The sequence below is a fragment of the Leucobacter luti genome (assembly GCF_050310065.1).
GTDB lineage: Bacteria > Actinomycetota > Actinomycetes > Actinomycetales > Microbacteriaceae > Leucobacter > Leucobacter luti_B.
Map to the genome: position 1 here is coordinate 1,654,707 of NZ_CP190007.1, position 25,369 is coordinate 1,680,075.

General features: G+C 69.7%; 21 protein-coding genes. 14 read left to right on the forward strand and 7 right to left on the reverse strand.

What is annotated here, in order from left to right:
- Positions 1 to 64: 64 nt before the first annotated feature.
- Entirely contained in the window at positions 65 to 2,479 is a 2,415-nt protein-coding gene (locus ACOPJ3_RS07610) for a CDP-glycerol glycerophosphotransferase family protein (RefSeq protein ID WP_427868595.1), read from the forward strand.
- Here ACOPJ3_RS07610 and ACOPJ3_RS07615 read toward each other — a convergent pair.
- Positions 2,476 to 3,519, reverse strand: coding sequence for a glycosyltransferase family 2 protein (locus ACOPJ3_RS07615; protein WP_427868596.1), 1,044 nt, complete (start codon positions 3,517 to 3,519; stop codon positions 2,476 to 2,478). The genes ACOPJ3_RS07610 and ACOPJ3_RS07615 overlap by 4 nt on opposite strands.
- Before the next feature lie 57 nt (positions 3,520 to 3,576).
- On the opposite strand from ACOPJ3_RS07615, the gene ACOPJ3_RS07620 reads away from it, so the two are divergent.
- Entirely contained in the window at positions 3,577 to 4,797 is a 1,221-nt protein-coding gene (locus ACOPJ3_RS07620) for a CDP-glycerol glycerophosphotransferase family protein (RefSeq protein WP_427868597.1), read from the forward strand.
- Positions 4,798 to 4,868: 71 nt separating this feature from the next.
- On the opposite strand, the gene ACOPJ3_RS07625 is transcribed toward ACOPJ3_RS07620, so the two are convergent.
- Positions 4,869 to 5,621 (reverse strand): ABC transporter ATP-binding protein, encoded by a 753-nt coding sequence (locus tag ACOPJ3_RS07625; protein ID WP_427868598.1) that lies wholly within the window; start codon positions 5,619 to 5,621, stop codon positions 4,869 to 4,871.
- 1 nt (position 5,622) lies between these two features.
- Complete coding sequence (locus ACOPJ3_RS07630; RefSeq protein WP_427868599.1) at positions 5,623 to 6,411, reverse strand: ABC transporter permease; 789 nt, start codon at positions 6,409 to 6,411, stop codon at positions 5,623 to 5,625.
- Positions 6,412 to 6,555: 144 nt separating this feature from the next.
- Here ACOPJ3_RS07630 and ACOPJ3_RS07635 point away from each other — a divergent pair, with 144 nt between their 5' ends.
- The 8 genes from ACOPJ3_RS07635 to ACOPJ3_RS07670 all read left to right on the forward strand — a co-directional run bounded on the left by ACOPJ3_RS07635 (position 6,556) and on the right by ACOPJ3_RS07670 (position 14,230).
- Positions 6,556 to 7,755, forward strand: a complete 1,200-nt coding sequence (locus ACOPJ3_RS07635) for an ATP-binding cassette domain-containing protein (protein WP_427868600.1) — start codon at positions 6,556 to 6,558, stop codon at positions 7,753 to 7,755.
- Positions 7,725 to 9,296 carry a hypothetical protein gene (locus ACOPJ3_RS07640; RefSeq protein ID WP_427868601.1) on the forward strand — a complete coding sequence of 524 codons (1,572 nt, stop codon included), beginning with the start codon at positions 7,725 to 7,727 and terminating at the stop codon, positions 9,294 to 9,296. The genes ACOPJ3_RS07635 and ACOPJ3_RS07640 overlap by 31 nt, the downstream gene beginning before the upstream one ends.
- A gap of 28 nt (positions 9,297 to 9,324) precedes the next feature.
- Positions 9,325 to 9,615, forward strand: a complete 291-nt coding sequence (locus ACOPJ3_RS07645; RefSeq protein ID WP_427868602.1) for a DUF3039 domain-containing protein — start codon at positions 9,325 to 9,327, stop codon at positions 9,613 to 9,615.
- A 250-nt stretch (positions 9,616 to 9,865) separates the two neighbouring features.
- Positions 9,866 to 11,011, forward strand: a complete 1,146-nt coding sequence (locus ACOPJ3_RS07650) for an ABC transporter substrate-binding protein (protein WP_427868603.1) — start codon at positions 9,866 to 9,868, stop codon at positions 11,009 to 11,011.
- 154 nt (positions 11,012 to 11,165) lie between these two features.
- Entirely contained in the window at positions 11,166 to 12,167 is a 1,002-nt protein-coding gene (locus ACOPJ3_RS07655; RefSeq protein WP_427871185.1) for a FecCD family ABC transporter permease, read from the forward strand.
- Positions 12,160 to 12,936 carry an ABC transporter ATP-binding protein gene (locus ACOPJ3_RS07660; RefSeq protein ID WP_427868604.1) on the forward strand — a complete coding sequence of 259 codons (777 nt, stop codon included), beginning with the start codon at positions 12,160 to 12,162 and terminating at the stop codon, positions 12,934 to 12,936. The genes ACOPJ3_RS07655 and ACOPJ3_RS07660 overlap by 8 nt, the downstream gene beginning before the upstream one ends.
- Entirely contained in the window at positions 12,933 to 13,562 is a 630-nt protein-coding gene (locus tag ACOPJ3_RS07665) for a hypothetical protein (protein WP_427868605.1), read from the forward strand. Before ACOPJ3_RS07660 ends, ACOPJ3_RS07665 begins: the two co-directional genes overlap by 4 nt.
- Entirely contained in the window at positions 13,559 to 14,230 is a 672-nt protein-coding gene (locus ACOPJ3_RS07670; RefSeq protein ID WP_427868606.1) for a hypothetical protein, read from the forward strand. Before ACOPJ3_RS07665 ends, ACOPJ3_RS07670 begins: the two co-directional genes overlap by 4 nt.
- 102 nt (positions 14,231 to 14,332) lie before the next feature.
- Here the strand turns inward: ACOPJ3_RS07670 and ACOPJ3_RS07675 are convergent, their stop codons facing one another.
- From ACOPJ3_RS07675 to ACOPJ3_RS07690, 4 genes are all read right to left on the reverse strand, one after another.
- Positions 14,333 to 15,649 carry a nicotinate phosphoribosyltransferase gene (locus tag ACOPJ3_RS07675; protein ID WP_427868607.1) on the reverse strand — a complete coding sequence of 439 codons (1,317 nt, stop codon included), beginning with the start codon at positions 15,647 to 15,649 and terminating at the stop codon, positions 14,333 to 14,335.
- A 111-nt stretch (positions 15,650 to 15,760) separates the two neighbouring features.
- Positions 15,761 to 19,213 carry an error-prone DNA polymerase gene (locus tag ACOPJ3_RS07680; RefSeq protein WP_427868608.1) on the reverse strand — a complete coding sequence of 1,151 codons (3,453 nt, stop codon included), beginning with the start codon at positions 19,211 to 19,213 and terminating at the stop codon, positions 15,761 to 15,763.
- 64 nt (positions 19,214 to 19,277) lie between these two features.
- Positions 19,278 to 20,948, reverse strand: a complete 1,671-nt coding sequence (locus ACOPJ3_RS07685) for a DNA polymerase Y family protein (RefSeq protein ID WP_427868609.1) — start codon at positions 20,946 to 20,948, stop codon at positions 19,278 to 19,280.
- A complete protein-coding gene (locus ACOPJ3_RS07690) occupies positions 20,945 to 21,595 on the reverse strand; it encodes a hypothetical protein (RefSeq protein ID WP_427868610.1) in 651 nt (216 codons plus the stop codon). The genes ACOPJ3_RS07685 and ACOPJ3_RS07690 overlap by 4 nt, the downstream gene beginning before the upstream one ends.
- Before the next feature lie 133 nt (positions 21,596 to 21,728).
- Here ACOPJ3_RS07690 and ACOPJ3_RS07695 point away from each other — a divergent pair, with 133 nt between their 5' ends.
- From ACOPJ3_RS07695 to dprA, 4 genes are all read left to right on the forward strand, one after another.
- A complete protein-coding gene (locus ACOPJ3_RS07695) occupies positions 21,729 to 22,052 on the forward strand; it encodes a DUF2469 domain-containing protein (RefSeq protein ID WP_427868611.1) in 324 nt (107 codons plus the stop codon).
- A 132-nt stretch (positions 22,053 to 22,184) separates the two neighbouring features.
- A complete protein-coding gene (locus tag ACOPJ3_RS07700; protein WP_427868612.1) occupies positions 22,185 to 22,565 on the forward strand; it encodes a YraN family protein in 381 nt (126 codons plus the stop codon).
- The gene (locus ACOPJ3_RS07705; RefSeq protein ID WP_427868613.1) at positions 22,562 to 24,109 is read left to right on the forward strand and encodes a YifB family Mg chelatase-like AAA ATPase; all 1,548 of its coding nucleotides are present in this window, start codon (positions 22,562 to 22,564) and stop codon (positions 24,107 to 24,109) included. The genes ACOPJ3_RS07700 and ACOPJ3_RS07705 overlap by 4 nt, the downstream gene beginning before the upstream one ends.
- Positions 24,106 to 25,365 carry a DNA-processing protein DprA gene (dprA, locus tag ACOPJ3_RS07710; RefSeq protein WP_427868614.1) on the forward strand — a complete coding sequence of 420 codons (1,260 nt, stop codon included), beginning with the start codon at positions 24,106 to 24,108 and terminating at the stop codon, positions 25,363 to 25,365. Before ACOPJ3_RS07705 ends, dprA begins: the two co-directional genes overlap by 4 nt.
- The last annotated feature ends 4 nt before the right edge of the window (positions 25,366 to 25,369 follow it).

Consider the following 25,369-nt stretch of genomic DNA (forward strand, 5'->3'; position numbering starts at 1 on the left):
ACGAAGGCCGCGGGAGGGACCTCCTCCCGTGGCCTTCACCGTTGGATGGCCTACAGTAGTGCCGATGAGTAGCTCAGGATTCGGGTTCGCAAGCGGCAATCTGGCGAAGCTCCTGGCGCTTCCCAAATACCTGCTATCGATCGTCTTCTCGTGGTTCGTGCCGCGGAACCGGGCGCTCTGGGTGTTCGGCAGCGGCGCGGGCGTCGCCGAGGGGGCGCTGCCCCTCGCGCGCGAGCTCCGTGCGGAGGACCCGGAGGCCCGCATCGTCTGGCTCGTGTCGGGCGAGACGGAGGCCGCCGCAGCCGCGGCAGAGGGCTTCGAAGCCATCGAGCGCACCGGCTGGCGCGGATTCTGGACCACGCTCCGCGCAGGCACCGTCGTCGTGACGCACGGGCTCGGAGACGCGAACCGCTTCGGCGTGGTCGGGGCCAGGGTGATCCAGCTCTGGCACGGCGCGCCCCTCAAGCGCCTGCACCTCGACTCTGCAGTGACCACCCAGGTGCAGGGCCCCGCGCCCGTCCGCGCGCTCCTCAAGCGCATGTACCTCGCCGGTAGCCGCGAGGTCGATCTCTTCGTCGCCGGATCGCCGACCTCGGCCGACCGCCTGCGCTCGGCATTCCGGGTCGCGCCGGGCAAGGTCCGCGTGCTGGGCGACCCGCGCGACGACCTGCTCGCGCAGCACGCCGCGGACCCCGAAGCCGCGGCCCGGGTGCGCGCCGAGCTCGTGGACCTGCTCGGCGAGGCGGGAGCCACGATTCCCGAGGGCGCCCCGATCGCGCTCTACGCGCCGACCTGGCGCGACGGCGAGCCCGACCCCGCGATCCCCGACGCGGCGGAGGCGCAGGAGATCCGGGCGGCCCTCGAGGCCGCAGGCGCCCACCTCGTGATCCGCTCGCACCCGCTCGGGGCCGGCGCCTACGACTCGCTCGCGGGGCCGAACACCCACTTCCTCGGCGCAGACATCGTGCGGGATATTACGCCGCTCCTCGCGGGCTTCGACGCGGTGATCACGGACTACTCCTCGATCGCGGTGGACTTCTCGCTGCTCGGGCGCCCGATCGTGTGGTTCGCGCCGGATCTCGGCCACTACTCCGCGACGCGTGGGCTCTACGAGCCGCTCGCGGTGACGGCCGGCGGACGAATCGACACCGACTGGGCGAGCGCGATGGAGCAGCTCGCCGCTGTGCTGCGGCCGGGCGCGCCGCGGCGCGCGGCCATCGCCGACGCGCGCACTCTCGCCGGGCGCTTCCACGCGCACCCCGAGGGCGGCGCCGCGCGTCGCGTGCTCGCCGAAATCAGGCGCCTCTCGCTCCCCGCGAGCGAGCTCGTGCCCGACAACGCAGTGTTCTTCGAGAGCTTCTACGGCCGCCAGATCAGCTGCAACCCGCTCGCGCTCGACCGGGAGATCGCCGCGCGCTTCCCCGAGGCGCCCAGGTTCTGGAGCGTCACGAGCGAGCTTCAGGAGGTGCCCGAGGGAGCGATCGCCGTGCTCGAGGGCGGCCGCGACTGGTTCGCCGCCCGCTCGCGCGCCCGCCTGCTCATCGTGAACGACTGGCTTAGGCGCGGCTTCCGGCGGCGTAAGGGCCAGGTCGTGCTCCAGACCTGGCACGGCACGATGCTGAAGCACCTCGCGCTCGGCCGCCCGAACGTCGGCCTGCGCACGCGCCTCGCGATCCGGCGCGAGAGCCGGCGCTGGAGCCTCATGCTCTCGCAGAATCCGCACTCGACGGCCCAGTTCCGCGAGAGCTACGCCTTCTCCGGTGAGATCCTCGAGCTCGGCTATCCGCGCGACGACCGCCTCGCCCAGTCGCTTGCGGGCGGGACCAGGAACCCCGTGCAGGTGCTCGCCGCCCGCCAGGCGCTCGGAGTGCCGCTCGGCGCGCGCGTGCTCGCCTACGCGCCGACCTGGCGCGACGGCGGCATCACGCTCGTCGACGAGCTCGACGTCGCCCGCCTCAGCGAGGAGCTCGGCGAGGACTGGTGCATCGTCGTGCGCGGCCACACCCGCACCCACGCATTCGGCAGCTACCGCGGCGGAGCCGGGCGCGTGATCGATGCCTCTCGCCACCCCGACGTGAACGACGTGATCCTCGCGGCCGACCTGCTCGTCACCGACTACTCATCGGTCATGTTCGACGCCTCGGTCGCCCGCGTGCCGCTGGCGTTCTTCGTCCCGGATCTCCCCGCCTATCGGGACCGGGAGCGCGGCTTCACCTTCGACTTCGAGCGCGCGGCGCCCGGCCCGTTGCTGACCGAGCGCTCGCAGGTGGTGGGTTCGGCGCGTGAGCTCGCCGAGCACGGCGAGGCCGCGGCCTGGTTGGTCGAGCACCGCGATGCCGCGGAGTCCTGGCGGGCGACGTTCAACCCGCACGACGACGGGCGCGCCGCCGAGCGCGTGGTCGACGCGCTCGTTGCGCGGGGCGACCTCGGCTGGGCGACCTCGGCTGAGGCGGCACCAGCTGAGCCGATCCGGGATTAGCCGATCCGGGAGCGATCCACGACCCGGCCGCCGCCGAACAGGATCCCGCGCAGGAAGCCGGTTCCCCAGCTCAGGTGCATGGTGACGAGCGTCGCCGCGGTGAGCCCGCGGTCGCGGAGCCCGCGCTGCTTCGGGATCCGGAGCGTCGCGAAGGCGATGCCGAGCAGGTAGCCGACGGCGGGGGAGATGAGGAGCAGCCACCAGGACTTCCACGGCAGCGCCCCGGTGACGAGGAGGAGCAGGCCGACGAGGCTCAGCGCGAGGGCCACGACGAGCGTGCCGGGCACGAAGAAGCGCCACGGGTTCGCGCGGCCGTAGCGGCGCACGAGCACGGCGCGCCAGGTGCCCGTCGCGAAGAACTGCCTGGCGAGATCACCGAAGCTCGCGCGCGGCCAGTAGGTGACGCCGAGGCGGGGCTCGAACCACACGGTGAAGCCTGCGCGCCGGATCCGGAGGTTCAGCTCCCAGTCCTCGCCGCGCAGGATCCCCGGGTCGTAGCCGCCCACGGCGTCGAGGGCCTCGCGCCGGAAGATACCGAGGTACGCCGATTCGGCTGGCCCCGGCACGCCGTCGCCGTGGTAGGCGCCGCCGCCGAGCCCGTACGGGCTGTTGTAGCCGCGCGCGATGGCCTGCTGCACCGGGCCGCGCCCAGCCGCCCGCATGATCCCGCCCACGTTCGCGGCGCCCTCGCGGCGCAGGGCCGCGATCCCGAGCGTCGTGTAGTCGGGCGTGAGTTCCGAGTGCGCGTCGACCCGGATCACGACGGGGTGGCGGCTCGCCGCGATCGCGAGGTTGAGCCCGACGGGGATGTCGCGCTCCGGGTTCGAGACGAGCCTGACCCTGGGGTCGGCGGCCGCGAGCCCGGCCGCGATCTCGTCGGTGCGGTCCGTCGACGGGCCGAGCGCGAGCACGAGCTCCTTTTCCCCCGGGTAGTCCTGGGCGAGGACCGCGTGCACCGCATCCTCGAGAAATCCCTGCTCATTGAGCACCGGCATCACGTAACTGACGGCCGGCTGCTCGGGAAGCGGGGGGAGTTTCATCCCACGATCCTCCCACACGCGCACTGAGCGCATAGGCTCCGCCGGTATCCTGATGCAATGCAGTTGGCGAAGGACATGAAGCGCGCGGTACGTCTGGGGCGACGGGTGCTCAAGGGGCGGAAGGCCTACTTCGACCTGCGGACCATGCTCGCGGAGCGCGGCCCGCTCGAAGAAGGAAAGTACCGGGTCGGCGTATATTTCGCGGACAGCGACGTGAACATTTACCAGATGCGGCAGTGGTACGCGCCGCTGCGCGAGCTGTCGAAGACGCACCCCGTGCTGGTGCTCGCGCGGAACGCCGCGGGTGCCGGGCAGCTCATGCGCGAGAGCGGCCTCGATGTCGCCTTCGTGCAGAAGGTGACGGACATCGAGCGGCTCATCGAGGAGCAGCCCCTCGAGGTCATCCTCTACGTGAACCAGAACACGCGGAACTTCCAGATGATGCGGTACGGCGAGCGCTGGCACGTCTTCGTGAATCACGGTGAGAGCGACAAGATGTACATGACGAGCAACCAGCACAAGGCGTACGACTACGCCTTCGTCGCGGGTGACGCGGCCCGTGCCAGGCTTTCGAAGGCGCTCTGGGACTACGACGTCGAGGAGCGCACCCTGCCGATCGGCCGCCCCCAGACGGATCACCTGAGCGGCGAGCCGCCCTACACGCCCGACGACCGCACGGTCGTCTTCTACGCCCCGACCTGGGAGGGTGACCGCCCGGCCGCGTGCTACGGGAGCGTCGCGACGCACGGCGAGGGCCTCGTCACCGCGCTGCTCGCGTCGGGCCGCCACCGCGTCGTCTACCGCCCGCACCCCCGCAGCGGCGTGGTCGACCCCGAGTTCGGTGCCGCGAACGAGCGGATCATCGCCGCGATCGCTGAGGCGAACGCGAAGGATCCGGCGGCCGGGCACGTCTACGACCAGTCCCCGACACTGGGGTGGCAGCTGAGCCTTCCCGACATCGCGATCTGCGACATCTCGGCGATGGTCTACGACCGGCTCGCGACCGGCAAGCCGATCATGGTCACGCGGCCCGTGGCGCCCGAGGCCGCCGTCGACGAGGGCGGCTACCTGAGCGTGTGCGAGTGGCTTGACGCGGAGGACGCGGCCGACCCGATCGGTGTGCTCGACCGTGTGATCGGCGACGTCGCGGCGCGCGAACGTCTCGGCACCTGGTCGCGGCACTACTTCGGCGACACGACGCCGGGAGCGCCGACCCAGCGCTTCCACGCTGCGATCGACGCCCTGCTCGCGAAGGCCGACGCGCAGCGCGCGAACTGAGCGCGGCCGTCGGAGGTTACGGATCGAGCGGTCCCGGATCCTGATCCGGATCCGGATCCGGATCCCCCCGCTCAGGCTGGGTGGTCGGCGTTGTAGCGCTCGAGCACGTCCGCAATCGGGGCGTCGAGCACGAGCTTGCCGCCGTCGAGGTAGAGCCCCCGCGTGCAGAAGCGGCGGAGGTCGCGCTCGTTGTGCGAGACGAGGAAGAGTGTCTTCCCCTCTCCGAGGAGCTGGCCGATGCGCTCGTAGCACTTGGCGCGGAACGCCCGGTCGCCCACGGCGAGCACCTCGTCGACGAGGAGCACGGGCTCGTCGAGCTGCGAGATGACGGAGAACGCGACCCGCACCTTCATGCCGCTCGACAGATGCTTGAACGGGGTGTCGATGACGTCGTGCGCGCCGGCGAAGTCGATGATCGAGTCGAAGCGCTCGGCGATCTCGCGCTTGCCGAGGCCGTGGAGGCCCGCGGTGAGCTGCACGTTGTCGCGCACCGTGAGGTCGCCGACGAAGCCGCCCGTGATCTCGATGAGCGGGGCCACGCCGACGCCGACCTTGATGCGTCCCTCGTCGGGGAAGAGCACCCCGGCGACGAGCTTCAGCAGCGTCGACTTGCCCTGGCCGTTGCGGCCAACCACGCCGATGGCCTCGCCCGGGCGGACCTCGAAGGAGACGTCGCGCAGCGCCCAGAACTCGCCCGGACGGCCGCGCCGCGAGCGGCCGGAGAACAGATCCTTGAAGCTTCTGCGGGAGCCGCGGTTGCGGCGGAAGCGCACGCCGAGGCCGGTGGCCTGCATGATCGGGCCTGGCCGCATATCGTCTGCCATGTCAGAGCTCCTTCAGCACGCCGCCGATGGTGCGGCGGAAGACGAGAACACCAGCGACGAGGAACGCGAGGGTCATCCCAGCGGAGGCCCCCACGAGCGCCCAGTTGAGCTGATCCGGGAAGAACCCTGCGCGGAACAGGGCGAAAATGCCCGAGAGCGGGTTGAGCCAGGCGAGCGGGCGCGCGAACTCCGGGAGGTCCGCGGCGCCGTAGATCACGGGGGACGCGTAGAAGAGCACGCGCAGGATCAGCTTCGCCGCGCGCTCGAGATCCCGGAAGAACACCACGAGCGGGGCGACGAGCAGGCCGATCCCGAGCGTGAGCGCCGCGAGCATGAGGACGCCGAGCGGGAACAGCACGAGCTGCCAGCTCACGCTCGCGCCGGTGAACAGCGCGAACGCGATGAGGACCGGCAGGCTCAGCAGAAACTCGATCCCCTTCGAGCACACGATCCGGCCCACCCAGATCCAGTGGGGGAGCGCGACGCTGCGCACGAGCTTCACGTCGCGGAGGAACGCGCGGGTCGAGTCGGACACCGAACCGTTGAACCAGACCCACGGCAGGAGGGCGGTCAGCAGGAAGACGATATAGGGCTCCTCGCCGACGGAGCGGGAGAACACCTGGGTGAAGATGAACCAGTAGATGAGGCTCATCAGCAGTGGATCGAGGATGGACCAGAGGTAGCCGAGAAGTGACGTCGAGTATCGCACCTTGAGGTCGCGCCTGGTCAGCAACCACAGCGAAGACCAGGCATTCCCGCGTTTCTGGCGCGGCGGCGTCGAATTCGTCACACGACCATTCTGCCTGTTTCGCGAAGCTGAGTAGTACGTGTACTCGTCGATCAGGAGTTTGATAAATTAGTTCGTGTGCCGCCAAAAACCTCGCCCACCGCGTCCGTGCCCGATCCAGAGGACCGCTCGGGCTCGAGTGAGCCGGTGACCCGCAACGTGTCGTCGTTCTCATCTGGCGCGCCGCGGGTGCGCCCGAGCCGGGCCTCCGGAGTGCAGGTCCCCGCCTCGCGATTCACTCAGCACCACCTCCCGACGTCGTCGGATGACGCTGCCGAGGATGTGCCGGAGGACGCCGTCGCGACAGAGGTTTCTGAGCTTGCAGAGGTTTCTGAGGTTTCTGAGGTTTCTGAGGGGGAGGCCGTCGCCGAGGCTCCCCAGGTCGAGGCTCCCGCGGTCGAGGCTCCAGCCGTCGAGGCTCCCGCCGTCGAGACCAAACCGGAGCCTGAGCAGCACGATCGGCCCGAGGCCGACGGCGGGCACGGCCTGCCCGAACACTCGGCGCCGCGCACGGGCAGGATCCAGGTCCCGGTGCCCTCGGTGGTTCGCGCCCGCGAGCGCGGCCGGATCGCGGCCCAGAACCCCGTGGTGCTCAGCACTGAGATGCTGACGAAGACGTACGGCTCGGTCGTGGCGGCGAACGAGGTCTCGATTGACGTTCACGCCGGTTCGTTCACGGGCGTCGTCGGCCCGAACGGTGCGGGTAAGACGACGACCCTCTCCATGATCAGCGGCCTCCTTCGCCCGACCTCGGGCCGGGTCACCGTCGGCGGCGTCGACGTGTGGACGGACGGGCCCGCGGCAAAGCGCCTGATCGGAACCCTTCCCGACCGTCTGCGGTTGTTCGACCGCCTCACTGGCGCGCAGCTGCTCTACTACTCGGGCGTCCTCGCCGGGGTCGAAGAGAGCGCGGTTGCGCAGCGCTCTGCGGAGCTCGCCGAGGCCTTCGGCCTCGAGTCGGCCCTCGGTCGCCTCGTCTCCGACTATTCGGCCGGCATGCAGAAGAAGATCGCGCTCGCATGCGCCATGATCCATGCGCCCGAGGTGCTCGTGCTCGACGAGCCCTTCGAGGCCATTGATCCGGTCTCGGCATCGAACGTCACCGAGATCCTCGAGAAGTACGTGAACGGCGGCGGCAGCGTGGTGATGTCGAGCCACAGCCTCGACCTCATCCAGCGGGTCTGCGACCACGTCTCGATCATCGTCGACGGCAGCGTTATCGCGCAGGGCACGGTCGACGAGGTGCGCGACGGGCTCAGCCTCGAGGAGCGCTTCGTCCAGCTCACCGGCATGAGCGACACCAGGAAGGGGCTCGAGTGGTTGCACGGCTCTTCCGACTCCGAGTAGCGCTGCTCGGCGGCAGCTTCCGGGGTTCGTTCGGCAAGGGCTTCCGCACGGTCCTGCTCTTTGTGTTGCTTGCGGTCGCCGCGACGGCGCTCGCTCTCGCTCCCGCCATGCTCGTGCAGGATCCGGCCCAGCGCGCCGTGCTCGATGTCATCATCGGCAGCCTGGTGATCGCGGGCGTCTTCATCGTGCCGTTCTTCGAGAACCGGCGCATGCTCGAGATCAGGCAGCTGGGGCTGCTCCCGGCGGGGGCCGGCTCGAAGGCGCTCGCGCTCTTCCTGTCCGGGATCCTGAGCTGGCCATTCTTCCTGCTGCTCGTCTGGCTCGCCGCCCTCGCGGTCAGCCGGCCCGAGTGGCGATCGCCCGCGTGGGTGACGCCCGTCGCGCTCATTCTCGTGGCGCTCTTCGCGCTGATCTCGACGCGGGTGGTCTCCGAGCTGTCGCGCCTGATCGCGGGGGAGCGCTACGCCGGAGCCGTCCGCACGGTCGGCTTCGTGCTGCTCATCGCGTTCCTCCCCGTCGTCGTGTTCGCCGCGGCGACGGCATTCGGACCCGACGGCTTCGCGGCGGCGAAGGACGCCTCCGGCGTGCTCTCGTGGACCCCGTTTGGCGCGGCCTTCGCGGCCCCCACGCTCGCGGCCGCCGGGGACATGTCCGGTGCGCTGGCGCGTCTCGGCATCGTGGCGGGCGGATTCCTCCTGATGCTCGCGCTGTGGTTCCCGGTCGCGATGGCCGCCTCGCAGCGCATCGACCGCCCGGTCGAGAGCGGCGTCGCGCGCACCGGCCTCGGCTGGTTCGAGCGCTTCGCGGCCCGCCCGTCGCAGGTGATCGCCGCGCGCGAGCTCACCTACTGGGCGCGGGATCCGCGCTACCGCGTCGCGCTCTTCGCGATCCCGATCGCGCCGATCGTCATGCTCGTGGCCTTCTGGGTCGCGGGTGCGGACCTGTGGGCGCTCGCGCTCGTGCCGCTGCCCGTGATCCTGCTGCTGCTCGCCTGGTCGCAGCACAATGACGTCGCCATGGATTCGACCGCGATCTGGTCGCACGTCGCGAGCGGCACGAAGGGCGCCGCGGATCGCGCCGGCCGGCTCGCCCCCGTGCTCCTCGTCGGGATCCCGCTCGCGCTCATCGGCTCGAGCGTGACGGTCACGATCCTGGGCGACTGGCGCGTGCTTCCCGCCGTGATCGGGATGAACCTTGCGGTGCTCCTCGTGACGACGGGAGTGACGAGCGTGTTCTCCGTGGCGATGCCCTACCCGACGACGAGGCCGGGGGACAGCCCGTTCGTGCAGCCGCAGTGGTCGGGCTCCGGCTCGGGCCTCGCGCAGACCCTCTCGATGGTCGTCGCGATCGCGCTCTCCGTGCCGCCCGTCTGGTTCTCGGTTGCCGGGATCCTCGACATCACGCTCGGCGAGAACCTCTGGGCGCTCGCCTTCGGCGTGCTCTACGGCCTCGCGGTCCTGGGGGTCGGGATCCTGATCGGCGGCAAGATTTTCGATCGCAGCGGCCCCGAGCTGATCGCGGTCACGCAGGTCTTCGACTGAGCCGGGCCGGCGGGTTTACAATCTGAGCATGGGTATCTTCACGCGACGCGACTCCGACACCGCAGGCGGCGGCACTGCAGGTGGAACCGACGTGCTCGACCGCGAGCTCGAGAAGCTCCTCGAAGAGGACGCGCAGATCGAGGATGGCGACCACGAGCGCTTCTCGCACTACGTTCCGAAGGACAAGATCCTCGAGTCGGCCGTCACGGGCAAGCCCGTGCGCGCCCTCTGCGGCAAGAAGTGGACGCCCTCGCGCGACCCGGAGAAGTTTCCGGTCTGCCCCGACTGCAAGCGCGTATACGAGCGGATGAAGAAGTAGCCGCTCGCTTTCTCCGCGACCGAGATGCTCCGTGCACATTGTGCCGGGGCATTTTTATTTCTTGACCAGTTTCAGTTTTGTGTAATGCCGAGAGTGTCAGTGCATCGCTGCACGTCCGTTCATTGTTCCCCGAGCTGTTGACATCGAGCGCGCGTAATCGCCATTCTTAGTCTTGCGTAATTCACATTAGGGTCACCTAATTAACATCAGATGTGCATTTTTTGTCAACCTAGCGGAGGGCAGTTTTAGCATGTTCCGATCCAGTCGACCGTCCACCCGAACCCGACGGCTTGCTCAAGGCAGCCTCGTCGGCGTTCTGATCGGAGCGGCCCTCGTCGGCTGCTCGGGTGTTGTGCCTGCTGAGCGAGAGGTTGGCGAGCTGTCGTCTGCACAGTCCTCCGTCCTGCTAAAGGATCAGCGAGATATCGAGGTGAAGCTTGACGCCCCGGCCGAGCGCATCGCCTCAGCAGTGATTCCGGCCCCGGTGATCATTGCGGCCGTCGACGGATCCTGGGACCGCATTGTGGGGATCAACCAGTCGCTTCTCGACTCCAACAAGCAGGGTATTATTTCGAAGATCTTCCCCGACTCCGTCACTACTCCGGTAATCTCGGGGCGCGACTTCGTTCCGAACATGGAGGAGATTCTCGCGGCGGACCCCGATCTGGTGATCCAGTGGGCGCACATGGGAGACGAGATCCTCGCTCCGATTGAGAGCGTCGGAATCCCGGTCACGGGGCTGAAGTACGGGACTCAGGACGACCTCGAGAAGTGGGTCACGCTATTTGGGGAGGCGATCGGCAAGGAAAACCGGGCTGAGGACATTCTTGACCTCATGCACGCCGAGGCCGATGAGATCTCCAAGCAGATCAAGTCGCTCAATGCCCCGTCGCCGCGTGCGCTCAGCCTGTCGTACAAGGAGACCGGGCTCGGCGTGTCGACCGCCAAGGACTACGCGCAGTACGTGTTCGATCTCGTGGGTGCGACCAACGTCGCCGAGCACGCCGAGGTTGCTGACGGGGTGGCGAGTCCCGAGCAAATCGTTGAGTGGGATCCCGAAATCATCTTCTTGTCCGCGTTCGATCCCGCGACGCCGGAGGACGTGTACGCAGACCCGCGCTTTGCGGAAGTCAGCGCGGTGAAGGAGAAGCGTGTCTACCGGGCCCCGCAGGGCGTCTATCGCTGGCAGGTCCCGTGCGCGGAGTCGCCCCTCTTCTGGAACTGGGTTGCGTCCGTGACCTACCCCGGGCAGTTTAAGTCGGACATGCCTGCCAAGATGCGAGAGCAGATCGAGTTCCTCTACAACTACTTGATGACGGACGAGGACATTGAGCAGGTACTTCGCATCGACTTGAACGGCCAGAGCGCGAACTACGATGCCGTCGTCAAGGGCTGAGGTTCGCGGGCAGGACACCACGTTTTCGGGGCCGCGTGCGCGTGATCGGCGCGGTTCCGAGGGTCTCGCCCACGCGGCTAGCGCGCCGGACATCCCGCTGTCCTCTGCGGAGGGAGAGGGGCGCGGCGCGCGGCGCGGCCGCGCGGCGGTACAGCTGACGCTCTTCGGGCTCTTGCTCATGTGCGCGCTGGTTCTGGCCGTTGGAGCTGGCCGGCTGGGGGTGTCCCCGCTCAACGTGATCTCGATCGTGCTCAACGAACTCGGGATCCCGGGGTTTGAAGGTTCCTGGACGGAGAAGGAGCGCACTGCCGTGGCGATGATCCGAGCGCCGCGGGCGCTCATGGCGGCCCTTGCCGGTGCAGCCCTCGCGGTTTCCGGAGCAGTGCTGCAGGCGCTTTTCCGGAACCCCCTGGTCTCTCCAGATGTGATCGGTGTCTCTTCGGCGGCGTCATTCGGAGGAGTCCTCGTCATCATGATCGGTGGCGGCGGAGTCGCACTCATGAGCGGTTCGTTCGCGGCAGGGTTGGTCGCCGCGTTGCTCGTGATGCTGCTCGGCAGAATCCGCACGGGCTCGCCCGTGCTCACGATCGTGCTGGGAGGAATCGTCGTTTCAGCGTTCTTCGATGCGCTCGTGTCGCTCGTGACATATCTCGCGGATCCGTACACGACCCTGCCATCGATCACGTTCTGGCTCATGGGCTCCTTTGCCTCGGCGAGCTGGGAGAAGCTGGCACTCCTGACTGTACCGGTCGCGCTCGGGCTGCTGTTTGTCTTTGCCCTGCGATGGCGAGTCAACATTCTGTCCCTGGGCGACGAGGAGGCGAGTGCCTTGGGGATGCGCCCGGGCCTTATGCGTGGTGCGCTCATCGTCGCGGTCTCGCTCCTCACCGCCTCATCGGTAGCGGTCGCTGGAGTGATCGGGTGGGTCGGGCTCGTGATCCCGCACATGGTCAGGCTGCTCGTCGGGCCTGATCATCGAGTGTTGCTGCCCGGTGCAGCGCTCCTCGGTGCAGCGTACGTGCTGCTCATGGACACGGTTGCGCGCACCGTGGTGCAGGTGGAGGTTCCGATCGGCATTCTCACCGCGGTGATCGGCGCTCCGGTCTTTGTCGCCGTCCTGATCAAGAGAACCCGTGGAGGGCGGACACTTGCCTAACGAAGTCGTCCTCGAGGCGGCCGGCATTGGCCACCGATTTGGTGGCAGTGATTGGCTGTTCCGAGACATAGATATCTCCGTGCGCGAGGGCGAGATCGTCGCGGTGATTGGTCCGAACGCGCGGGGAAAGACCACGCTCCTGAGCTGCCTCGTGGGAGTCCGAGCGCCGCGAGAGGGTACGGTCACCAGGCCGCGCGGCGTGGGGTACGTTCCGCAAGCTGCCGCGGCCGAGCACCCATTCACCGCGCACGAGATAGTGGTCATGGGTCGCGCGAGACGGGTGCGCGCCTGGGCGTCCCCCTCGCGGGCCGACCGTGCGGCCGCCGGGGAGGCCCTGGAGCGCGTTGGTGTTGGAAAGCTTAGCGAACGTGCGTTCAGGGAACTCTCCGGCGGACAACGCCAGCTCGTACTGATGGCGAGGGCGCTCGTGTCGGCCCCCGGCCTTATCGTGCTCGACGAGCCGACCTCGGCCCTCGACTTGAAGAATCAGCGCAGGGTCCTCTCGGTCATCCGCGACCTCTCCGAGGAGGGGATCGGGGTGCTTTTCACTACGCACGACCCGACACACGCGTTGCACGTGTCTCGGCGCACCCTCCTTATGGACCGTGAGATTGAGATCGGAAAGACCGCAGATCTTCTCGCGGCAGACACTCTCAGCCGGGTGTTTCAGACCCCGGTAGTGACCACCCAGGTCGAGTTTGGGAGCGGACGGCGGACGGTCGTTGCTCCCGACCTGATCCGGCACAAGAAAACGGAGGTGAGGAGTTGAACGCAAAGGTGCTTGCCCTCGTGCAGCGCGAGAACGCTGCGGCAGGGGGACCGTCCGGCCGAGCCGAGCTGCGTGATGTGTATGACCTCGACTCGATGGAACTGAGTTCGTACACAGGGGTCGTCGTCTCGGGACACTGTGACCAGAGGTTCTTGTGTAAGCAGCGTGAGGTTCTCGAGCGATGGGTCGTGGAGGGCGGGCGGCTCCTCATTAACGGTCATCCGCACCTTGGCTTCTTATCTGAACTGCCGCGGACCCGAAAGCTCGAGTTTCACACGCAGAGCGAGCTCGCGCTCGCGGAGGTGGAGCCTCATCCGATCTGGTCTGGAATTGACCGCCGCGATGTCCTCTTCAAGACCGGCGTACCGGGCGTTCACAGCTTTGAGGAGCTGAAACGGATCGGTGTCGCGGGGTTTTATGCGCACGCTTACCTCGTCGGACTCCCCAGGGGGACCCGCGTCATTACCGGGATCGGAGCACACCGGCTTCCGGTTGACGTGAGCTACCCGCTTGGAAGCGGTGAGGTGATCGTCCACTGCGGAAACGATCTCGCCGTTTTCGCTCACCGCGGTACGACAGCCGAACGGCTGCCGGAACAAGTGATGTGTTACCTGGAGGGACGATGAGACGGATTGGCTTCATTCATTCGGGGAGCCACTTCCAGCTTGCCTGTCTGAACGACCCGGCAGTTGTCGCACTCGACGTCGTCGACTGTTATGCGCCGGAGCTGGATGCGAAGGACCTGGAAGGGCTCGACGCGCTGTTCGTGAGCGCGAGGCTGCACCCGGGGGTCATCCCTGCGATTGCGCCGCTCGTGCTGGACTTTTTGGCAGGCGAGGGCCGGCGCGTCTACGTGGATGGCGAGAACTCGGTGGGCGAGTGGCTGCCGGGGACGGGCGAGGAGCCCCGCGGCACGAACTTTTGGGGCTGGCGGGTTGGCGAAGACGTAGGACGGCGTTCGGTCAACCGCACGCACCCGTTCTGGGACCGGTTGAGCGAGCGATCGGTGCACTGGCACTATCACGGGGTGCTCACGCATCCCTCTGCTGCTGTGCCACTCGTGAGGCTAGAAGAAATCGAGGATCCGCCCCAGTCAATTGATCCGTGGGGGTTGCCGTATCGGGCGCTCCCGGACCACCCGAACACGCTGCTCTACGTCGACTCCGCGACGTTCGTCGCGGAGATCGTTGTCAGCACGATGGATGCGGCATTCCATCACGGATCCGGGTTCATGCCCGGTGCCACGCAGCTCTTCTACCGAATGCTGCGCTGGCTCGGGGAACCGCGATCCTAGCGCCGGCAGCCGATGGGTGACTCGTCGGCGCCGTGCTCGAGAACGGGCCCCACGAGATAATTGCGCGGGGCCCGTTTTCTGTGTTTAGCGGTGCTTAGGTCTCTAGCGGTACTCGGTCGGGATCGCTGGGTCGCCGCGCGTGAGGCTCATGGCGACGGGCGGCAGCTCCTTGACCCGCAGCTGGTGGCGCTCGCGCGCCGCCGCGATGCCCTCGGCGCCGGTGTGGCCGGGCTGCTCGGCGCCGTCGAGCACGAGCGGCACGAGCACCTCGCGGCCGTCGTTCTCGGCTCCCTCTTCCTCGCCGCCCGGGCCGTCGCCGAGCAGGATCCGCTCGGCGGTTGCAATGCCGCGGGAGTTGTAGGCGCGGCGCACGCTCTTGCGGCCGCCCACCGAGATCTTGTCGGCCGATTTCTTGGCGACGGACACCCAGTCGCCGTTGCCGTCCTCGTGCGCGACGAGCTTGTAGACCATGCCCATGGTGGGGGTGCCGGATCCGACGACCACGGAGGTGCCGACGCCGAAGCTGTCGACGGGGGAAGCCGCGAGCGCGGCGACCGTGTACTCGTCGAGGTCGTTCGTGACGGTGATCCGCGTCTTCGTAGCTCCGAGCTCGTCGAGGAGTCGGCGCACGCGCGCCACCACGATCGGGAGGTCGCCCGAGTCGATGCGGACGGCACCGAGACCGGTGCCCGCGACCTCGATCGCGGTGCGGACACCCTCGTCGATATCGTAGGTATCGACGAGCAGCGTCGTGTCGACGCCGAGTGCCGCGACCTGCGCCTCGAAGGCCTGCCGCTCGCTGTCGTGCAGCAGCGTGAAGCTGTGCGCGGCGGTGCCCATGGTGGGGATCCCGTAGCTGCGGCCGGCCTCGAGGTTGGAGGTGGCGCTGAAGCCCGCGATGAACGCGGCGCGCGCCGCGGCCACGGCGCTGCGCTCGCCCGTGCGCCGGGACCCCATCTCGGCGAGTGGCTTGCCGCCTGCCGCGTGCACCATCCGGGAGGCGGCGGTGGCAACCGCGGAGTCCTCGTTTAGGATGCTGAGCGCGATGGTTTCGAGCAGCACGCCCTCGGCGAAGCTGGACTCGACCGTGATCAGCGGCGAGCCGGGGAAGAACACCTCGCCCTCGGGGTATCCCCAGATGTTGCCGCTGAAGTTGAAGTCAGCGAGCCAGTCGATGGCCTGATCGCTGACGATGCGTTCGCGGCGGAGGAACTCGAGCTCGGGCTCGCCGAAGCGGAAGTCGCGGATGGCTTCGAGGAGTCTGCCGGTGCCGGCGACTGCGCCGTAGCGGCGCGCGCCGGAGAGCCTGCGTGCGAAGAGTTCGAAGACGCTGCGCCGGTGGGCGGTGCCGGCTTGCAGGGCGGCGTCGACCATCGTGAGCTCGTAGTGATCCGTGAGAAGAGCGGTTGTCGTTTCCACGTCGTCAGCATAGCCGGAGCGGACCCGTTTCGAGCCTGCGCGGCTCGGGCGGGGCGCGATCCCGCGTGTGGTGGGCTTGAGCGCCGCCGCGGGCGGGGAAGGCCCTGCTCATCAGTGGAAATCCCTCGATGCGGTGCCGGCTGGGGCGGCGAGGGGTTCGAAGGACTCGGCGATCACGTTGACGACGCCCTCGGGGGAGCGCTCGAGCGCTCCCTTGACGATGAGCGCGGGGGAGGAGCGGGCGACGAGCCGGTTGGCTGCCCACACGTTGGCCCAGGTGACGATGTTGGTGCTGCCCGACTCGTCCTCGAGGGTGATGAAGGTGATGCCACCCGCGGTGCTGGGCCGCTGGCGGTGGGTGACGAGCCCCGCGACCTCGATGGAGGCTCCGGGGCGGTGGCTCGTGAGCCGGTCGGAGCGCACGACGCCGCGGGCGTCGAGGCCCGCGCGGAGGAGCGCGAGCGGGTGGGTGCCCGTGGCGATGCCCGTGGACCAGAGGTCGAGGGCGGTCTGCTCCGCCGTGCTGAGGACGGGCAGGAGCGGCGGCTGCACCGAGACCGCGATTCCGGGGAGGAAGCGCTCGCGGTTGTCGGAGGCGGGCGCCGCGGCCCAGAGCGCCTCGCGTCTGCCGAGGCCGAGGCCCTCGCAGGCGCCCGCCGAGGCGAGGGCTTCGAGTCTCGTGCGGTCGAGGTCGGCGCGGCGCGCGAGGTCGGCGAGGTCGAGGAAGGGGCCGCCGAGTTCGCGCGCCTGTTTGATGCGTTCGGCGGTCGCGCTCTCGATGCCGCGGATCTCGGAGAGGCCGAGTCGCACGGCGAAGGCGCCGTCTCTGCGGTGAGCCCCGGAGGTGTCGGGGGAGCGCTGGTCGAACGGGGGGACGGGCTGTGGTTCTGCGCTTGGCGGGTCGTCTGCGGAGCAGCTCGCGCCGCCGCGCTGTGGAGTGCGCGCGCCGGGGAGCGGTTCGAGGTCGGAGTGCGCTCGGGAGTGCTGGACGTCGGGCGGCAGCACCTCGACGCCGTGCCTGCGCGCGTCTTCGACGAGGGTGCGGGGGGAGTAGAAGCCCATGGGCTGCGAGCGTAGGAGGCCGGCGAGGAAAGCGCCGGGGTAGTGCAGCTTGAACCAGGCGCTCACGTAGACGAGGAGGGCGAAGCTGATCGAGTGGCTCTCCGCGAAGCCGAAGCCGGCGAACGCCTCGATCTGCTCGTACATGTGGATGGCTTCCTGGCCTTCGATCCCGTTCTCGGCCATGCCGGCGAAGAGTTTCTCTTTGAGCGCTTCGATGCGTTCCTGGCCGCGTTTGGAGCCCATGGCGCGCCGGAGCAGGTCTGCGTCTTCTGCGGAGCAGCCGCCGACGGCCATGGCCATCTGCATGAGCTGTTCCTGGAAGAGCGGGACTCCGAGGGTGCGCCGCAGCACGGGCTCGAGCTTGGGGTGCGCGTAGGTGACTTCTTCGGCCCCGTTGCGCCTGCGGAGGTAGGGGTGGACGGCGCCGCCCTGGATGGGGCCGGGCCTGATGAGGGCGATTTCGATGACGAGGTCGTAGAAGGAGCGGGGGCGCAGCCGGGGAAGGGTGTTGAGTTGGGCGCGGCTTTCGAGCTGGAACACGCCGATCGCGTCGGCCCGGCAGAGCATGTCGTAGACGCCGGGCTCCTCCCGCGGGATCGTGTCGATCCGCCACCGCTCACCCGTGTGCTCGGCGACGATGTCCATCGACTTGCGGAGTGCGCTCAGCATGCCGAGCCCGAGGAGGTCGAACTTGACGAGCCCCATCGACTCGCACGAGTCCTTGTCCCACTGGAGCACGGTGCGCAGGTCCATGCGGGCGTGTTCGATGGGGCACACTTCGCCCACGGGGCGCTCCGTGAGCACCATTCCGCCCGAGTGGATCCCGAGGTGGCGCGGGGCCGTGAGGAAGCGGTTGGCGAGCGCGTGGACCTGCCGCGGGAGCGGGCTTTCCGGGTCCTCCGGGAGCGAGTTCCACCGTTCGAGGCCCTTGGTCCAGGCGCGCTGCTGGCCCGCGCCGAAGCCGAGGGCCTTCGCCGCGTCGCGTACGGCGGCCTTGGGGCGGTAGGTGATGACGTTCGCGACCTGGGCGGCGTTGCGGCGGCCGTAGGTGTCGTAGACGTACTGGATGATCTCCTCGCGCCGCTCGGAGTCGAAGTCGACGTCGATGTCTGGCTCCTCGTCGCGCATGCTCGAGAGGAAGCGTTCGAAGGGGAGGTTGTAGAAGATGGAGTCGACGGCGGTGATCCCGAGCACGTAGCAGACGGCCGAGTTCGCGGCGGAGCCGCGCCCTTGACACAGGATCCCGAGTTCGCGGGCCTTCTGCACGAGGTCGTGCACGATGAGGAAGTAGCCGGGGAAATCCTTCGCCTCGATGACGTCGAGCTCGCGTTCGAGGCGCTCGCGGGTGGCGTCGTTGAGAGCGCCGTAGCGCCGCTCGGCGCCCGCCCAGACGAGGCTGCGGAGCCACTCCATCTGCGTCTGTCCACCGGGGGGAGCGAGCTTCGGGAGCTTGGGTTTCGCGGCCTTCAGCGGGAAGGCGAGCTCCTGGGCGAGCGGAACGGTGCGCGCGATCGCATCGGAGTGGCTCGCGAAGCGCCTGAGCAGGGAGGCCCCGCTGCGCAGGTGCGCGGCGCCGGAGGCCGGCAGGTGCGGGTCGAGCTCTTCGAGGCTGCGCCGTGCGCGGACGGCGGCCATCGCCTCGGCGAGCGGGGCGTCCGCACGGGTGGCGTAGTGCGCGCCCCCGGTCACGAGGGTCGGGAGCCTGGCTTCGCGCGCGAGCGCCGCGAGCCGGTCGTTGCGTGGATCGTCGCCGGGGTGACCGTGGCTCGTGAGCTCGACGTGCACGTTGTCGCGCCCGAAGAGCGCGGTGAGCCGGTCGAGTTCGGCGCGGGCCGCGGCATCGCCAGCGGTCCGCGTGCTCGCGCCCTCGAGTGCGCGCCGCACGCCGCCCTTGCGGCAGCCCGTGAGGATCGCCCACTCGCCGCAGGCCGCGGCGGCGAGCTCCTCGAGCTCGTAGACGGGTCTGCCTTTCTCGCCCCCGGTGAGCTGGCCCTCGGTGATCGCGCCTGCGAGCCGGTGATACCCGGAGATGCCGCGCGCGAGGACGAGGAGGTGCGTGCCGGCGGGGTCGGTCGCCCCGAGCTGCGGGGCGTCGAGCCCGAGCGTGAGCTCGGCACCGTAGACCGTGAGGAGCTCGCGCCCGCTCTCGCGGATCGCGAGCTCGGCCGCCTCGGCGAACACCGCGGCGCCGTAGAGCCCGTCGTGGTCGGTGAGCGCGAGGCCCGCGAGCCCGAGGCGGGAGGCCTCGCGCGCGAGCTCCTCGGGCGAGGAGGCGCCGTCGAGGAAGCTGAAGTGCGAGTGGGCGTGGAGCTCCGCGTAGGGGACGACGTCCTCGGCGAGCTCGCGCGGCAGGCGTGGGCGCGCCGGGGCCTCTGGCGACTGCGGCGTCGCTTTCGGACTCCCAGCCTCTGCGAGCCCTTCGAGGGGCTCATCCGCGGGTGTTCTGCCGGAGAGTCTGCGCTCGAACTCGCGCCACGGTAGTGGAGAGTTGTTCCATCCCATGGGTGCCTCCTCTCTGGGTTCCGCGGGGTCGATGGTTCAGCTTGCTCGGGTTGCTCGGGCGTGCTCAGTCGTATCTGCCCTCCGCGAGCCAACGCCCGGGCTCACGGAGCAGCAGCCAGGCGTCGCCGTTCGCGAGCTGCAGTTGCAGCCGGAAGCGTGGCGGGGTGCCGGCCCACCAGCGCTCGCGGATCGGCCACGGCCTGGACCACCCGCTCACCTCCGCCGCGAGCTCGCTGCCCGCGACGCTGAGCCTTTCCGGGCGCGCGGTGAGCAGGTCGTCGGCGTCGATTCCCACATCCTCGCCGCGGGGGCCGGCGAGCGCCGCGGGCAGGGGGTCGGGGAAGATCCTGCTCGGAGCGGGTCCGGGGAGTGCGCCCGGCCAGGGGCCGACGCCCGAGTCCCGTGCCCCGCGGGCGCGCTTGCCGCGCCGGGTGGTGCCCCAGGGGACGAAGCGCTGCCGGTCAGCGAGGAGCCTGCCGCCGGCGAGGGAGACCGTGCCGACGCCGGTGTGCCCGAGCCTGCTCTGTGCGCGGCTCAGGTGGTGGTGGATGCGCTCGTCTGGCTCGGTGCTCCAGAGCCCTGGCTCGTGCGCGGAGGCTCGGTCGGTGTGGGTTGGGGTGATGCGCACGCGGGCGATGCCCGCCCCGCCCCGCTCCGTTTCCCTGGCGATGCCAGACGCCTGCCAGCGGATCCGCCCGAGCGTGTCGGAGGCGGTGAAGCGGCGGGGGTGCGCCCACTCGCGCTCGTGCCGCGCCCCCACGTCGTCGGTGAGTTCGAGCCGGAGCGCGGTGCAGACGAGCCGCTCCCTGGCGATCCCGTCGATGAAGCGCTCGGCGAGAGTGGCGCAGGCGAAGGCCAGTTGCTCGGCCGTTTCAATGGGGGGCTCGAACTCGAGTTCGACGGTGAGCTCGCGCGGCGGGGTGCGCGGCCGGACCTCGGCGCCGCGCACGGGCACGGTTCCTCTCGCCGCGTGGTGTGCCGCGACGCCCTCCGCGCCGAACCGCTGCCGCACGGCGTCCTCGGGGAGTGCGGCGAACGCGCCCAGCGTGCGGATCCCGAGGCCGTGCAGCACCTCGGCGAGCGCGGGCGCTGCCGCGCGGGAGATGGGCAGCGGGCTGAGGAACGCCGGGGAGCCGCCTGGCTGCACGATCCGGAGGCGGGGGAGCGGAGCCTCGACGCCGGGGGATCCCGCGGCGGATCGGGCCGCCTGCTCCGCCGCGAACAGGCCGTCAGCGAAGCCGATCCTCGCGCCGCTGATCCCGAGCCCCTCGGCGAGCTCGAAGAGGGCGGTTGCCGCCTCCTGCTCGCCGCCGTAGTAGCGCACGGGCCCCCTCGCCCGCATCGCGCAGAGCCCGGGCCGACGCGGCTCGACCCCCGGGATGAGCCCCTCGATGGCGGCGAGCACGGGGGCGAAACGGCGCGCGTCGACCTCGGGGTCGTGAGGGTGCACCTCAAGCTCGGGGCAGCGCGATTGCGCCTCGCGCTCGCGAAGGCCCGGATGCACGCCGCCCGCCCGGGCCGTCTCTGAGCAGGCGACCACCTGGTGGTCGGCCACGAGCGCGAGCGGCGCGGCTGCACGCACTGACGCTGACGCTGACGCGGGCGCTGCCTGTGCGGCGGCGCGCTCCCTCTCGGTATTCTCCTGGTCCTCTGCGAACTCCGCCGACTCCTCAAGGAAGGCATGGATCGGCCAGTCGGGCACCCAGAAGACGAGCGCGCGCTCCCCGGAGGTCACAGCGGAGCCAATCGTCGCACCGCGGGTGCGGCCTGCTCGGCGATCGCGCCGCCCGCGAATTCCACGGTGTGGGTGCGCGTGCCCCTCCGGTCCTCCGACTGGACCGTGAGCACCCGGTCGGCGAGGAGCCCGTGGCCCTCGCCCAGCCCCGTCCAACTCGACGCGGTGACGCGCAGCGTGCTTTCGGTGCGCGGCCAGTCGCCCGCGACGATGAGCGCGGCGCCGTGATCCCGCAGCCGCGCCGAGATCCGCTCCACATCGCCGAGACCCGGCTGCTCGCGCGTGCACAGGAGCACGACCGTGAGGATCTCGCTGAGCGCGCCGGCGAGCCCCAGCGCGTCTGCCCCCGGATCCGGGATGAGCACGCAACGGTCGAGCGCGATCCCGAGCCCGGCCGCCGCCTCGGCGCCGAAGCCGGGGCAGCCGATGATCCCGCACCACGCGCCCGACGCCGAGGCCTCGGCGAGGAAGGCGAGGGCGAGCTGTTGCGAGCCGTGCACGGCGTAGCTCGCCCCCTGCCTGAGCGCCCCGCCGGGGAGCAGCCCGCGCAGCCCGGCTGGCGTGGGCAGGCCCCGCTCGCCCAGCCGCAGCGGCTGCATCTCGGAGATGCGCTGCTGTAGCGAGCGGACGGTGGCGGTCGAAGTCATGGAGCAATATTCGAACATATGTTCGAATAAGTCAATCCGGGATCCGGCCTGTCGCGAGGGGGTTTCAGGAGGCTCTCAGAGGCCCCGTTCGCGGGGCGGGTGTTCCGCAGCGGAACGGCGTAGGATGGTGAGGATGGATGAAGACGAGCTGGACGACTACGAGCGCGAGGCGGAGCTGTCGCTGTTCCGCGAATACCGGGATATCGCGAGCCAGTTCCGGTATGTCGTGGAGACCGAGCGGCGCTTCTATCTTGCGAACGAGGTCGACCTCAAGCGCCAGGATGCCGGCAGCGACTTCTACTTCGAGCTCACGATGAGCGACGTCTGGGTGTGGGATGTCTACCGCTCCGACCGCTTCGTGAAGTCGGTGCGCGTGCTCACCTTCAAGGACGTGAACGTCGAGGAGCTCTCGGCGCGCGAGTTCAAGCTGCCGCAGGAGCTCGCGCTCGACGAGTAGCCTTCGCGCTCCCGAGGAACTTCGCTCACAGGCGCACGCCTTGCACGGATCTCGCGCAAGATATCCACATTTCTGGCGCCCGCACCCCACGGCCGTTCCCTCGCGCCCAGGATGGTGCGCAGGAGGTGCGCCATGGAAGAACGGGCCGTCAAGAGCACGCAGCGCAACAGGGAGATCGGGGCACGCGGCGAGGAGATCGCCGCGGGGTATCTCGCGGGCAGGGGGTACGTGATCCTCGACCGCAACTGGAGGTCGAGTCACGGCGAACTCGACCTCGTGGTGAGGGATGGCAGTGAGCTCGTCGCCGTCGAGGTGAAGACGCGCAGCGGTACCGGATACGGTAGCCCGCTCGAGGCGATCACCGCGCGGAAGGCGGCGAGGCTGAGGCGGATCCTGCTCGACTGGGTGCGGGATCACCATCACGGCCGCGCTTCGCTCCGGGTGGACGCGATCGGGATCGTTATGCGGCCGCGGGAGACGCCGCGGATCGACCACCTGCAGGGCATCTCGTGAGCGCCCTCGTCTGCCGGGCGGCATCCGTTTCGCTCACCGGGCTCGAGGGCGAGATCGTCACGGTCGAGGCCGCCGTCTCACAGCAACTCCCCGGGATGGCGATCATCGGCCTCCCCGATGCGGCGCTCGCGGAGGCGAAGCAGCGCGTGCGCACCGCGACGGCACAGGCCGGGCTCCAACTAGCCGATCGCTTTATTACGGTGAACCTCAGCCCCGCGTCGCTCCCGAAACACGGATCCGGATTCGATCTCGCGATCGCGCTAGCGGCGCTCGCCGCATCCAGAAAGCTCCCCGCGAGCAGGCTCGACGGGATCGCGCACCTCGGCGAGCTGAGCCTGAGCGGCGGGCTCAGGCGGCCGGCAGGCTTGCTCTCCGCGGTCATCGCGGCACGCCGCCACGGCTTCTCCCGGGTCATGGTGCCGGGGGACAGCGCCGACGAGGCCGCCCTCGTTCCCGGCATCGAGGTCATCGCCGTGGAGGGCATCGCGCACGCGGTCGCCTGGTACCGCGGCGAACGCAGGGCGCTGGACCTCAGAAGGGCGGTCGTGCTGCCCGGTCCCGGATCGCGGCGCGAGGAGGTCCGGGATCTCTCGGAGGTCGTGGGACAGCCTGAATCGGTCGAGGCGCTCGTCGTTGCCGCTGCGGGGAAGCACCACGTCTCGATGGTCGGCCCGCCAGGCGCGGGCAAAACCCTGCTCGCAACGGGGCTTCCGTCGATCCTTCCCGAGCTCGACGACGACGAGGCCCTCGAAGCGAGCAGCATCGCCTCGCTCGGAGGCGACCCGCTCACCGCCCTGGTGCGGCGCCCGCCGTTCGAGAGCCCCCACCACACGGCATCCTCGGCGTCGATCGTCGGTGGCGGAACCGGCAACGAGGTGCGACCGGGCGCCATCACCCGCGCCTGCCACGGGGTGCTGTTCATCGACGAGGCGCCGGAGTTCAACCGCTCCGTGCTCGATGCGCTCAGGCAGCCCCTCGAAACCGGGCGGGTGGAGATCCACCGGGCGCGTGTGCGCGCAACCATGCCGGCAAAGGTCCAGCTCGTGCTCGCCGCGAACCCCTGCCCGTGCGGCAACGCAGGGGCGCCCGAAACCGAAGCGAAGTGCAGGTGCACCCCGCATCTTCGGTACAGCTACATGCAACGCATTTCCGGACCGCTCGCCGACCGGATCGACCTGCGCCTCAGCCTCGCCAGGGTCTCCCGAGTATTGCGAGACGATCAGCGCGGGGGAAGACAGGACAGTCGTGCGCTCAGGGCGCGAGTTGAGCGGGCCAGGCGCGTCGCCGCGAAACGACTCCGCGGCACCCCCTGGCGCGTGAACTCCGAGGTGCCGGGTAGCTGGCTGCGCAGCTCCGACGCCCGACTGGCGCGCACCGAAACGCAGGTGCTCGACCGCGCACTGGAGAGGGGATCCATCACGCTGCGCGGCTACGACCGGGTGCTCCGCATGGCCTGGAGTATCGCAGACCTCTCGGATGAGGTGAAACCGGGGCGCAAGGAGATCGCCTCGGCGCTCGCCTACCGAGGCGGAGGGCTCTCGTGAGCGGGCAGCGAGTTGCTGGCGGAATCGACGCCGCGCTGACCGAGGGCACGCTGCGTCTCGTTGACGAGGAGGCGCGGCCCACGCTCGGAGACTCACCGGAGCAGCTGGTCGAACTCACCGCCCGAGCGATCTGGTCCCGCCTGATCGAGCCAGGCGACGCGATCGCAGGTGCACTCGTGCGATCCCTCGGCGTCGAACAAGCGCTGCAACTCCTGCTCAACGACGCCGCGCCAGCGGACGTGCACCGCGAGCTTCAGGCGCGGGGCGCCGAAGGGCTGAGCGTACGCGCCACAGCGCACGCCGTCGAACGATGGAAGCCACGCCTCAACCGAAACGACGTGCTCAACGACCTCGAGCGGGCGAGACGATCGGGGATCCGGATCGTGGCCCCCGGCCTGGACGACTGGCCCGAGGCACTCGACGACCTCGGGGACCACGCGCCCATGCTGCTGTGGGTGCGCGGAGACCCGAGCCACCTCAGGCGGCACGCGCTCGCCGTCGTGGGGGCCCGAGCCTGCACGGGCTACGGCAGCAACGTCACCGCCGAGCTCGTCGACAGCGCCTGCGGAACAGGGACAGCAATCGTCTCCGGAGCCGCCTACGGGATCGACGCGGTCGCGCACCGCACCGCGCTCGCCGTCGGCTGCCCCACCATCGCCGTGCTCGCGGGCGGAGCCGACCGGCCCTACCCGGCCTCGCACACATCCCTGCTCGCCCGGATCGCCGAGGTGGGGGCCGTCTGCTCGGAAATGGTGCCCGGATCGGCGCCAACGCGTTGGCGCTTCCTGCAACGCAACCGGCTGATCGCGGCGCTCGCCGCAGCGACCCTGGTCACCGAGGCGGGCGTCAGATCGGGATCGCTGAACACCGCCGGGCACAGCGCGGCGCTCGGGCGGGAACTCGGGGCCGTGCCCGGGCCGATCACGAGCGCCGCGTCGGCGGGCTGCCACCGCCTCATCCGGGAGTACGGGGCGACCCTCGTCTCGAACGCGGCGGAGCTGCGGGAGTTCCTCGGCGCAGACGAGTTCGGGGTGCTCGGAGAGGGTGAGGACCGACAGCCAGAGCTGCATCGACGCGTTCTCGACGCGCTGCCGCTCACCGGATCGCGGGCCGAGGAGGAGGCAGTGAAGCTCGCGGGGGTCGCGCCCGCGGACGGACGGGGAGCCCTCGCCGAACTCGAAGTGCTGGGCTTCGTCGAGCGCGCAGAACCCGCGGCCGAAGGGGAGGCGAGATGGCGGCTGCTGAAGCGCGGGTAGGCCG

What these genes read in the sequence shown, in the direction of transcription:
- ACOPJ3_RS07700 (WP_427868612.1), top strand. Translation starts at nt 22,185, where the DNA reads ATGGAAGAACGGGCCGTCAAGAGCACGCAGCGCAACAGGGAGATCGGG.
- ACOPJ3_RS07680 (WP_427868608.1), bottom strand. Translation starts at nt 19,213, where the DNA reads ATGGGATGGAACAACTCTCCACTACCGTGGCGCGAGTTCGAGCGCAGA.
- ACOPJ3_RS07670 (WP_427868606.1), top strand. Translation starts at nt 13,559, where the DNA reads ATGAGACGGATTGGCTTCATTCATTCGGGGAGCCACTTCCAGCTTGCC.
- ACOPJ3_RS07625 (WP_427868598.1), bottom strand. Translation starts at nt 5,621, where the DNA reads ATGGCAGACGATATGCGGCCAGGCCCGATCATGCAGGCCACCGGCCTC.
- ACOPJ3_RS07690 (WP_427868610.1), bottom strand. Translation starts at nt 21,595, where the DNA reads ATGACTTCGACCGCCACCGTCCGCTCGCTACAGCAGCGCATCTCCGAG.
- ACOPJ3_RS07695 (WP_427868611.1), top strand. Translation starts at nt 21,729, where the DNA reads ATGGATGAAGACGAGCTGGACGACTACGAGCGCGAGGCGGAGCTGTCG.
- ACOPJ3_RS07615 (WP_427868596.1), bottom strand. Translation starts at nt 3,519, where the DNA reads ATGAAACTCCCCCCGCTTCCCGAGCAGCCGGCCGTCAGTTACGTGATG.
- ACOPJ3_RS07645 (WP_427868602.1), top strand. Translation starts at nt 9,325, where the DNA reads ATGGGTATCTTCACGCGACGCGACTCCGACACCGCAGGCGGCGGCACT.
- ACOPJ3_RS07650 (WP_427868603.1), top strand. Translation starts at nt 9,866, where the DNA reads ATGTTCCGATCCAGTCGACCGTCCACCCGAACCCGACGGCTTGCTCAA.
- ACOPJ3_RS07620 (WP_427868597.1), top strand. Translation starts at nt 3,577, where the DNA reads ATGCAGTTGGCGAAGGACATGAAGCGCGCGGTACGTCTGGGGCGACGG.
- ACOPJ3_RS07610 (WP_427868595.1), top strand. Translation starts at nt 65, where the DNA reads ATGAGTAGCTCAGGATTCGGGTTCGCAAGCGGCAATCTGGCGAAGCTC.